Origin of the sequence: Caulobacter sp. AP07 (assembly GCF_000281955.1) — a bacterium.
In the GTDB taxonomy this organism is placed as follows: Bacteria; Pseudomonadota; Alphaproteobacteria; order Caulobacterales; family Caulobacteraceae; genus Caulobacter.
On sequence record NZ_AKKF01000214.1, the window covers coordinates 1 to 9,399 of the forward strand.

Here is a 9,399-nt window from a genome sequence, read left to right on the forward strand (position 1 = left end):
CCCTCTCTCTTTGAGAGAGGGAGGGGCCCGCCGCCGCAGGCGGTGGGAGGGTGAGAGGTTTCACCGTTGGCCGGAAATCCCGAGCCGTTGAACATCTCAAAAAGTCGTCCAGACCTTCACCATCGCTGCGACGGCGCGACGCGCCCTGTCTGCGTCGGAGTTTCATTCTGAGAGATTGTAACCTCTCACCCTCCCACCGCTCGCGGCGGGCCCCTCCCTCTCTCAAAGAGAGAGGGGTCTTTAGAGCAACTCCGCCCAGTCCGTGCCGGCCAGCCGGGTCGTCGCCGCCTCGATGTCGGCCTTCAGGCGCGCCAGGCCCTCGGTCGGCTCGCGCGTCGTCTCGTTCATGTAGAGGCCGCGGTTGATCTCGACCTGGATGGCGTGGGTGCGCCGGGTCGGGCGGCCGTAGTGCTCGGTGGTGTAGCCGCCGGCATAGGGGGCGTTGCGGGCCACGCGGTAGCCCAGCTGTTCCAGGGTCTTTTCCATCAGCCCGGTCAGCGGGGGCCCGCAGGCGGCGCCGAAGCGGTCGCCCAGCACGATATCGCACGGCCCGCCGCCCTTGGCCCGATGGCCGCGCGCCGCCGCCGCCGGCATCGAGTGCCAGTCGACCAGGATCGCCAGGCCGTGGGCCTTGCGGGCCTGGGCCAGCAGCCGGTCCAGGGCGTCGTGATAGGGCTGGTGGGCGGTCTCGATCCGGGTCTTGGCCTCGGCGAAGGTCAGCTTGCGGGCGTAGATCGGGCGGCCTTCGCCGGCCACCCGGGCGATCGCCCCCAGGCCCGCCGCCACCCGGGCCGTGCGGGCCTGGGCGAACGCGGGCAGGTCGTCCTCGAACATCGCCGGATCCAGCTCCCAGGCGTCGCGGTTGAGGTCGATATAGGCCCGCGCCAGCCGGGCCCGGATCACCGCGACCCCCAGGGCGGGCGCGCCGCCGATCAGGTCATCGACGAAGGCGTCCTCCGAGCCGCGCAGGTCCTGGGTCTCCAGGCGCGCGGCGGCCATCATCTCCGGCGGATAGAGTCGGCCCGAGTGCGGCGAGGCGAACACCAGCGGCGTCGGCGGCGGCTGGTCCTCGGGGGCGGCGCGCAGGACCTCGAAGGCCGGCGCGAAACCTTGCCCCGCCGTCGTCGGCGTATCAGAAGCGATCGGCTCCCAAGCGTTCATGGGCTTATTGTCGCGGTCGCGCGGTCCAGGGTCAAACGGCAACGGAACCGCGCTATAACGGTAGATGCCGACAGCCAAGCTTTAGCTGTGGACAGGAGGGTCCGGGTTCATCCGCGATTTACCGTCCTTCTCTAGAATCGAGCTTTCAAACCCCGACGATCGCCAGGAAACTGACCGCATGGCCCGCATCCTCCTCGCCGAAGACGACGACTCCCTCCGCGGCTTCCTGGCGCGGGCGCTGGAGCGGGCCGGATTCGAGGTCACCGCCTGCGCCGACGGCGAAGAGGCCGTCCAGCACCTGGACACCGCCTGGGACCTGCTGCTGACCGACATCGTCATGCCCGGCATGGACGGCATCGAGGTGGCCCGCCAGGCCGCCGCCCGCGACCCGTCCCTGCGCATCATGTTCATCACCGGCTTCGCCGCCGTGGCCCTGTCCGCCCAGGACCGCGCGCCCGCCGGGGCCAAGGTCCTGTCCAAGCCCGTGCACCTGCGCGACCTGGTCTCCGAGGTCGAAAAGATGATGGCCGCGTAAAATTTTATGGCGCGGCTTGCGTCATCCGAAAGCCGCCGCTATACCCCCACACCTTCCCGCCCCGGACGCTTTTCGAAGCGCTTCAGGGCCGCTTTGGCGGACGCGTAGCTCAGCGGGAGAGCACCTCGTTGACATCGAGGGGGTCACAGGTTCAATCCCTGTCGCGTCCACCATTCCTCCTTTCCAAGGCGATCAAGAGTTTGAGCCTCGGTGCTGGCCGCTGGTTCTCGCGCGCGCGCCAGTATCGACCTGAAGTGGCGACTTCCCCGGCGTCGCAGCCGCTGAATCCTTGGCTTCCCGAAAGAACATTAGCGGAATCTCTGGAGCCGCCACCGCCCCACGCCCCTCGGCGCTGCTGGCCCGAGCCATGAGCCCTAACCATTACAGGTGGCTTCGATTATCCGCTTGGCGGCTGGACGAGCAGACCCGAGCGGGTGAACCCGTGCTGCTCGGTGATTCCGATCCTCATTCTACATTGATGTAAATATGGTTGACTCTCAACCTTCGCGGTCGTCATTCTGGTTTCCGCCCAACGAAGGGTTGCAAGTGGGAGGAAGGCGTCATGCTCAAGAGCGCCTCTATTCTGTCCGCCGCCGTCCTGGCCGCCGCTGGCCTGGCCGCTCCCGCCTCGGCCGCGACGTTCACCCCCAACCCGCTCAGCAACGTTACGTTCACGGGCAACCTGACCATTCAGCAACCTGGATCGATCGTCACCTGCGGCGTCACGCTGACGGGTTTCGTGCCTGGTGGCGGTAGCATGGTCGTGATTACCCAAGCCTTGTTCAGCGGAAGCTGGCAATGTAGCGCGCTGGTCGCGCCCACCGGACTGCCTTGGTACCTGCATCCGAACACCACAACTTCGGTCACGCTCCAGGGCATCGGCCTCAAGACGATGGTCGGATCCTGCAGCGGCACCGTGAATACCGGCTGGATCAACGGTTCGCCGGGCAAGATCGACTTCGTCGGCGTCACGATTCCGGGCTCGCCCGGCGCCTGCACCGTCACCGGCGCCCTCAACAGCTCGCCGTCGCTGACGATCATATGAGCCGCCTGGCGGCGGCTTTCAGGCCGCGCCCCACGACGCCAGCAGCGTCTGGGCGCGCCGCAGGTCGGGCGCGTCGAAGCCTTCCGTGAAGCGGGCGTGGACCTCGCCCAGCAGCTCACGCGCCTGGCGGGTCTCGCCCCGAGCGGCGCGTAGCCGGCCCAGGCTGATGGCGGCGCGCAATTCCCAGGTCAGCGCGCCTTCGCGGCGGGCCCGCTCCACGGCGCGGGTCAGGGTGACTTCGGCCAGGCCGGCGTCGCCCTTCAGCAGCGCGACCTCGCCCTGGACGCGCAGCAGTTCCGTCGCACACCAGCCGCCGTGCCGCTCGGCCCGCGCCGCCGGCTCGGCGACGACCGCCAGGGCCTCGTCCGCGCGGCCCTGGTCGAGCAGCAGCTGGGCCAGGTCGATCCGGTGCGGCGTGGCGAACAGGGCGTTGCGGGCCTCGTCCAGCGCCGCCAGGCCGGCGCGCAGCCGCGCCTCGCCGCGCGCCGGGTCGCCGCGCTGGACCGCCAGCTGGCCCTCCAAGGCGACGGCGCAGGCCAGGTAGGCCCTCAGGCCGCTCCTCTCGGCCTGGGCCTGGAGCTGGGCGATCAGCCGCTCGGCGGCGTCCAGGTCGTTCAGCCGCAGCGCCAGGGGGCATCCGCACCAGGTCAGGGCCAGGCACAGGGCCGCCGGATCGCCGCCGGCCTCGGCCTCGGCGGTCAGGGCCCGCGTGGTCCGCGCGGACTGGTCGAGCCGGCCCTGGGCCCAGAGCCCGGCCGCCACGGTCACCTGGGCGTAGACCGCGTGGATCGTGCCTTCGCGGATCATGTGGGCCTGGCGGACGGCGTCGATCTTCCCATACGCCGCCTGGCCGGCCGCGACGGCCTCGCCGTAGCGGGTCAGCAGCATCAGGGCGCTGCTCAGCACCGCCTGGGCCCGTCCCAGCGCCAGGCCGTCGCCGGTCAGGGTCGCCACGGCCACGGCGCGCTCGGCCAGGGCCAGGGCCTCGTCGAAGTCCTCGAAGCGATGGCGGATGGCCGCGAGGGCCAGCAGGGCCTGGAGCTGCCAGCCCAGTTCGTCGAACGCCTCGGCCAGGGCGCAGGCCCGGGCCAGGGCCAGCTGGGCGCGGTCGCTGGTGCTCTGGGTGTACATCAGCGCCAGGCCCAGGGCGCATTGCAGCACCATCTCGCGGCGCGTGCCGCGATCGGCGTCGCCCAGGGCGTCGACGGCCTTGGCCATCCAGTGGTGGCACTCGGGCAGCAGGTACATGTGCAGCAGGATCGGCGCCGAGCCCGCCGCCAGGGCGATGGCGACCGCCTCGTCGCCGTCGGGCCCGAACGCCCAGGCCAGGGCGGCGCGGATATTGTCGATCTCGGCGGCGACCACGGCCAGGAACGCGCCATCGGAGGCCTTCGCCGCGCTGTCCACCAGGTCCCGGCAATAGACCGCCTGCCGGCGGCTGGCGGCCTGGACCTCGCCATGTTCGGCCAGCTTGCGCAGGGCGAAGGCCCGGGTGGTCTCCAGCAGGCGCAGCCGCAGCTCGCCGTTGGCGAAGTGCGGGGTGACCAGGGACTTCAGCATCAGGCCGGTCACCAGGTCGGCGATCGTCGCCGAGTCCTCGGGCGTTTCGGCCGCGACGGCCGTGGCCGATTCCAGGGTGAAGCCGCCCATGAACACCGCCAGCCGCCGAAACAGGCGCTGTTCGGGCGCGCTGAGCAGCTGGTAGCTCCAGTCCAGGGTCGCGCCCAGGGTGCGGTGACGGGCCGGCGCCGCGCGACGGTCGGCGACTGCGGGCTCCAGCCGGGCGTCCAGCCTGGCCGCCAGGTCCTGGACCCCGAACCGCTCGACGCCGGCCGCCGCCAGCTCGATCGCCAGGGGCAGGCCGTCCAGCTCGCGGCCGATGCGCGCGGCGCTGGGCGCGTCGGCGTCGGTCAGGACGAAGCCGGCCACGGCCGAGGCGGCCCGTTCGGCGAACAGCTGGACCGCCGGAAAGGCCAGGGCCTGGGCGGCGGTGAGCCGCGGCGAGTCCGCCGGGCTTTCCAGCGACGGGACGCGGTGGGCCTGTTCGCCCTCGATCCGCAGCGGTTCGCGGCTGGTGGCCAGGATCCGCACGCCGGGCGCGTTCTCCAGCAGGCTCGTCGCGATGAAGGCGACCTGCTCGACCACGTGCTCGCAATTGTCGAACACCAGCAGCATGCGCTTGTCGCGCAGGGCGTTGACCAGGCCGGGCAGGGGATCGTCGGCGGGCATGACCAGGCGCAGGGCCTGGGCCAGGACGGTCGGCGCCAAGCGCGGATCGATGATCGCCCCCAGCTCGACCAGCCAGACGCCGTCGGGATAGGCGTCCGTCAGGTCCTCGGCCACGGCCAGGGCCAGGGCGGTCTTGCCGATGCCGCCGGGGCCGACCAGGGTCAGCAGCCTTCGCCTGTCGAGTCGCCGCCGCAGGTCGCCGACCAGCGCGTCGCGTCCGATCAGGCGGGGGGTCTGGGACGGCAGGTTGTTGGCCCCGCGCTCAGCCCCGGCGGTGGGGCGGGCGGGCGGCGCCAGGTCCTCGATGACGGTGACGGGCGCGACGAAGGCGTAGCCTTGCCCCGGCGTGTTGACGATGTAGCGGGCCCCCGCCTGGCCGTCGTCCAGCGCCCGCCGCAGGGCCGCGACATGCACGGTCAAGGTCCCGTCGATGACGTGGGTGTCGGGCCAGGCGCGCAGGGCCAGGTCCTGCCGGGACACCAGTTGGCCGGCCCGCTCGACCAGCAGGGTCAGGATGTCGAAGGCCCGCCCGCCCAGGCGAACCGGCCGGCCGTCGCGCAGCAGGGCCCGCTGGGCGGTCAGCAGGCGGAACGGGCCGAACGCGAAGCCGCTGGCGGCCGGAGCCGCGGTCACGTCAGCCAAGTTCGTCTCTCTCGATAGGTCGGGAAGCCAGGTGGCGCGAAACCTATGGCCGGGTCGGCGCGCTGTCCATGGCTCCCGGCGGCGATCACGCCGGATCGTGGGCGGTCGCCGCCGCCACGCCCTCCCATGCCGCCAGATCGACCAGCAGCGCCTGGGCGTGACCCCGCACCGCCTCGACCGCGTCGGCCCCCAATTGCAGCCGAAGCGGCGTCTTGTCCGCCTCCAGCGCCAGGACGATGGCGGCGGCCGCCTTGCGCGGATCGCCGGCCTGGGTCCCGTGCATGTCGTGGGCGAAGACGCGGGTGGGGCCGACGGTGTCCTGGTAGGAGTCCAGGATCGGCATGTGGCGCATGCCGGCCCCGGCCAGGTCGGTGCGGAACTGGCCGGGCTCGACGATCAGCACCTTGATCCCGAACGGCGCGACCTCCTGGGCCAGGGCCTCGGAAGCGCCCTCCAGGGCGAACTTGCTGGCCGAATAGGCCGAGAAGCCGGCGAACGACATCTGGCCGCCCAGGCTGGAGACGTTGACGATCGCGCCCGCGCGCTGGGCCCGCAGCACGGGCAGGGCGGCGCGGGTCACGGCCAGGGCCCCGAAGAAGTTGGTGTCCATGATGGCCCGCAGCTCGGCGTCCGGGGTCTCCTCCAGCGCCCCGACCACGCCGTAGCCGGCGTTGTTGACCAGGATGTCGATCCGGCCGAACCGGGCGACCGCCGCATCGACGGCGGCCTGGGCGTCGCCGGGCTGGTCGACGTCCAGCTTGGCGGCCAGCACCCGCTCCGGCGCCAGGGCGACCAGCGCCTGCAGCTTTTCGGGCGCGCGGGCCGTGGCCACCACGTTGTCGCCCAGCGACAGGGCGTGCTCGGCGAAGGCGCGGCCAAAGCCCGACGCGGCGCCGGTGATGAACCAGGTCTTGGGGGAGCGGGTCTGGGGGAGGGCGGTGGCGGTCATGGCGGGCTCCTTGTCGGCGGGGCGTTCCGTTTGAACGCCAGGCGAAGATCGCAGTCGATCGATCCGGCGATAAGATGGTTCAAATCGTACAGGTAATTCGATATCGTGCATGAATGGACCGAGAGCTGATCGCCCATTTCCCGGTGGTTCTGGCCGTCGCCCGCCGCGGCGGCTTCGGAGCGGCGGCCGCCGAGCTGGGCATGAGCCCGTCGGCGGTCAGCCACGCGGTCAAGACGGTGGAAGAGCGCCTGGGCCTGCCGCTGTTCGCCCGCACCACCCGCAGCGTCGCCCTGACCGAGGCCGGGGCCGGGTTCGTCGCCGCGGTGGGCCCCGCCCTGACCGAGATCGGCGAGGCGATCGAACGGCTGCGCGCCGCCAAGGGGCGGATCACCGGCGTGCTGCGCCTGAACGCGCCGCGCATCGCCCAGCGCATGGCGCTGACGGCGGTGATCGCCGAGATGGCCTGGCGGCATCCAGACCTGGTCATCGAGGTGACGTCCGACGACGGCCTGGTCGACATCGTGGCCGGCGGCTTCGACGCCGGCGTGCGGCTGGGCGAGATGATCGCCCAGGACATGACGGCCGTGCGCCTGACCCCGCCGTTCAAGGCGATCATGGTCGCGGCGCCCGCCTACATCCAGGCGCGCGGCGAGCCCAAGGCGATCGCCGACCTGGCCGGCCACAACTGCATCGGCTTCCGGCTGATCTCGACCGGCGGCGACTATGCCTGGGAGGTCCAGGAAGACGGCGTCGACACGGCGGTGAAGGTGCGCGGCAGCGCCCGGGTCACCGACCCGCTCTACGCCCGCGACCTGGCCCTGGCCGGGGTGGGGCTGGCCTATGTGTTCGAGCCGCTGGTGCGCGCGGACATCCGCGAGAAGCGGCTGCGCTGGGTGCTGGCCGACACGGCGATCGAGGAGCCGGGCCTGTTCCTGTACTTCCCACGCCGCGCCGCCCAGGCGCCCAAGCTGCGCGCCTTCATCGACACCGCGCGCGAGGTGTTGAAGCTCCGCGCCTAGCGCCTTGTCTTGCCGTCCTGTCTCTTGCCGCCTCGTCGGGGGCGAAATCGTGCAAGGCGGCGGCGCGATCCTGCGTCATCCTAGCCAGGCCGCCTTCCGGAGCCCGCCATGAGCGACGAGGACCATCCCCCCGAACAGCCCACCAAGCTCACCCGCAACAAGGCGGCGTGGGCGCGGGAGGGCAAGTTCCTGACCGGGCGGACCGCCAGGCCCGGCGCCGAACGCCTGCCGCCCGGCCAGAAGGAGACGCGGAACTGGCCGGTGCTCGACCTGGGTCTCAAGCCCGACATCCCGCGCGAGGATTGGAAGCTGCGGATCGAGGGCCTGGTCGAACGGCCGGCGGTCTGGGACTTCCAGGCCCTGCTGGCCCAGCCGCAGAGTGAGCCGGTCTCCGACATCCACTGCGTCACCACCTGGTCGCGCTACGACAACCACTGGAAGGGCGTGGCCACCGGCGACCTGCTGGCGGCGGTGCGCCCGCGCGACGAGGCGCGGTTCGTGGTGCTGCATGCGGCGGACGGCTACACGACCAACCTTGCGCTGGACGACTTCGCCCACCCCGACGCCCTGGTCGCCCACGGCTGGGAGGGTCGGCCCCTGACGGCCGAGCACGGCGGGCCGGTGCGCCTGGTCGTGCCGCACCTCTATTTCTGGAAGAGCGCCAAGTGGCTGAAGGCGATTGAGTTCCGCGGCGAGGATCAACCGGGCTTCTGGGAGGTGCGCGGCTACCACAATCGCGGCGATCCCTGGCGCGAGCAGCGTTATTCGGACTGAGAGAAAGCTCTGCCAGGGGAAGAGGTTACAGTGCTCAAGTTGTCTTTTCGACGTAATATAGCGGCGTCTGTGGCTGATCTGCCACACCCGAATTCACTTTTAACGCGTTGTCGTCGTGAGGTCGCTCCTACACCCGACCTCGAGACATTCACGTAGAGGGTTCACATCATGAAAATCCGGTTGCTGGCTGGCGTCGCGACGTTGGCGCTTTGCGCCGCGTCGGGCGCCTCCGCCCAAAGCGCATTGAGCGGATGGTACGTCGCCGGCGACGTCGGGTACCATACGACCGACGGCGTCAAGGGCGTCTCGTCCGTCAACGCCACGGACGGCCAACCTTACAAATGGACGTTCTCGGCCGATGACGACTGGGCCGCGTTCGGCCGTATCGGTTATCGCTTCACCCCCAACTGGCGGGTCGAAGGCGAATACGGCTATCGCAGCGGCGACATCAGCGGCGTCCGTGGTTCGGCCGGCCGGCCGCAGCCGCAGGGTCTCTGCACCGCCGGGGTCCTTCGCACCGCCGCCGCCCCGAAGTGCGGCGAGCCGGACGGCGAGCTGAAGGCCACCACCCTGATGGCCAACGTCATCTATGACTTCCTGCCCGACTCCCAATGGCGTCCGTTCATCGGCGCCGGTGTCGGTACGGCCTGGGTCCACAACAAGGTCTATGGCCAGCTGAGCGGCGTTCCCACCGCGGCGGCCCCGTACCAGAACACCAGCTTCGACGACGTCGACCAGGCCCTGGCCTGGCAGGGCCTGCTCGGTATCGCCTGGGATTTCGCGCCGAACTGGTCCCTGGACCTGACCGGCCGCTATCTGCAGACCGATGACCTGCAATGGGGTTCGGTGACCGCCAACGCCGGTGTTGGCCCGGGCACCCCCGGCATGATCACCGACGTCGGCACGTTCGAAGGCAAGTACAAGGACACCTCGCTGACGCTGGGTATCCGCTACACCTTCGGCTCGCCGCCGCCCCCGCCGCCTCCCCCGCCGCCTCCGCCCCCGCCGCCTCCCCCGCCGCCTCCGCCCCCGCCGCCTCCCCCGC

8 protein-coding genes and 1 tRNA gene are annotated in these 9,399 nt (G+C 71.0%); 6 read left to right on the top strand and 3 right to left on the bottom strand.

The window, feature by feature from the left end; all coding sequences use genetic code 11:
* Positions 1-240: 240 nt before the first annotated feature.
* Positions 241-1,161 carry an N-formylglutamate amidohydrolase gene (locus tag PMI01_RS19485; RefSeq protein WP_007672890.1) on the bottom strand — a complete coding sequence of 307 codons (921 nt, stop codon included), beginning with the start codon at positions 1,159-1,161 and terminating at the stop codon, positions 241-243.
* A 178-nt stretch (positions 1,162-1,339) separates the two neighbouring features.
* Between PMI01_RS19485 and cpdR the strand changes: the two genes are divergently transcribed.
* The 3 genes from cpdR (at position 1,340) to PMI01_RS19500 (ending at position 2,741) form a co-directional block, all read left to right on the top strand.
* Positions 1,340-1,696, top strand: a complete 357-nt coding sequence (gene cpdR / locus PMI01_RS19490; RefSeq protein ID WP_007672892.1) for a cell cycle two-component system response regulator CpdR — start codon at positions 1,340-1,342, stop codon at positions 1,694-1,696.
* A gap of 98 nt (positions 1,697-1,794) precedes the next feature.
* Positions 1,795-1,869: transfer RNA gene (locus tag PMI01_RS19495), tRNA-Val, on the top strand.
* A gap of 389 nt (positions 1,870-2,258) precedes the next feature.
* The gene (locus tag PMI01_RS19500; RefSeq protein WP_007672894.1) at positions 2,259-2,741 is read left to right on the top strand and encodes a hypothetical protein; all 483 of its coding nucleotides are present in this window, start codon (positions 2,259-2,261) and stop codon (positions 2,739-2,741) included.
* 18 nt (positions 2,742-2,759) lie between these two features.
* Here the strand turns inward: PMI01_RS19500 and PMI01_RS19505 are convergent, their stop codons facing one another.
* Complete coding sequence (locus PMI01_RS19505) at positions 2,760-5,603, bottom strand: ATP-binding protein (RefSeq protein ID WP_035037259.1); 2,844 nt, start codon at positions 5,601-5,603, stop codon at positions 2,760-2,762.
* A 94-nt stretch (positions 5,604-5,697) separates the two neighbouring features.
* Complete coding sequence (locus tag PMI01_RS19510; protein WP_007672898.1) at positions 5,698-6,561, bottom strand: oxidoreductase; 864 nt, start codon at positions 6,559-6,561, stop codon at positions 5,698-5,700.
* A gap of 113 nt (positions 6,562-6,674) precedes the next feature.
* On the opposite strand from PMI01_RS19510, the gene PMI01_RS19515 reads away from it, so the two are divergent.
* The 3 genes from PMI01_RS19515 to PMI01_RS19525 all read left to right on the top strand — a co-directional run.
* A complete protein-coding gene (locus PMI01_RS19515; RefSeq protein WP_007672900.1) occupies positions 6,675-7,580 on the top strand; it encodes a LysR substrate-binding domain-containing protein in 906 nt (301 codons plus the stop codon).
* Between the two features lie 108 nt (positions 7,581-7,688).
* The gene (locus PMI01_RS19520) at positions 7,689-8,354 is read left to right on the top strand and encodes a sulfite oxidase-like oxidoreductase (protein WP_007672902.1); all 666 of its coding nucleotides are present in this window, start codon (positions 7,689-7,691) and stop codon (positions 8,352-8,354) included.
* A gap of 168 nt (positions 8,355-8,522) precedes the next feature.
* A partial coding sequence (locus PMI01_RS19525; RefSeq protein WP_007672904.1) for an outer membrane protein occupies positions 8,523-9,399 on the top strand: 877 nt, incomplete at its 3' end.

Bases quoted from the DNA above. Each gene is read 5' to 3' on its own strand.
- PMI01_RS19485 (WP_007672890.1), bottom strand. From the start codon at position 1,161: ATGAACGCTTGGGAGCCGATCGCTTCTGATACGCCGACGACGGCGGGG.
- cpdR (WP_007672892.1), top strand. From the start codon at position 1,340: ATGGCCCGCATCCTCCTCGCCGAAGACGACGACTCCCTCCGCGGCTTC.
- PMI01_RS19500 (WP_007672894.1), top strand. From the start codon at position 2,259: ATGCTCAAGAGCGCCTCTATTCTGTCCGCCGCCGTCCTGGCCGCCGCT.
- PMI01_RS19510 (WP_007672898.1), bottom strand. From the start codon at position 6,561: ATGACCGCCACCGCCCTCCCCCAGACCCGCTCCCCCAAGACCTGGTTC.
- PMI01_RS19515 (WP_007672900.1), top strand. From the start codon at position 6,675: ATGGACCGAGAGCTGATCGCCCATTTCCCGGTGGTTCTGGCCGTCGCC.
- PMI01_RS19520 (WP_007672902.1), top strand. From the start codon at position 7,689: ATGAGCGACGAGGACCATCCCCCCGAACAGCCCACCAAGCTCACCCGC.